The organism is Ciceribacter ferrooxidans, from assembly GCF_004137355.1.
GTDB classification, from domain to species: Bacteria; Pseudomonadota; Alphaproteobacteria; order Rhizobiales; family Rhizobiaceae; genus Allorhizobium; species Allorhizobium ferrooxidans.
On record NZ_SDVB01000110.1, the window covers coordinates 1 to 261 of the forward strand.

At 51.0% G+C, this 261-nt stretch carries 1 protein-coding gene; it reads left to right on the forward strand.

What is annotated here, in order from left to right; genetic code table 11:
- Window positions 1-261, forward strand: a 261-nt coding sequence (locus EUU22_RS04000; protein WP_165351075.1) for a pepsin/retropepsin-like aspartic protease family protein, incomplete at both ends; no start/stop codon positions are given.

Genomic DNA, 261 nt, shown 5'->3' on the forward strand with positions numbered 1-261 from the left:
CGTGACGGCCGAGGACGTGCTGACAACTCCAGACGTCATCGTTGGTACGTTCCTCATCCATTCCATCCCTGCTACCATTTTGTTCGACTCTGGAGCATCCCACTCGTTTATATCTGTGCCATTCGTGGGGAAAAATCAGTTGGGGGTAGAAAGGCTTAGAAACCCTCTGCTCATCACCACCCCTGGTGGGGTTATGACAGCAAAGTATTATAGCCCTGCCGTCCCTATAGAAATTCAGGGGATTCCTTTTCCCTCGGACTT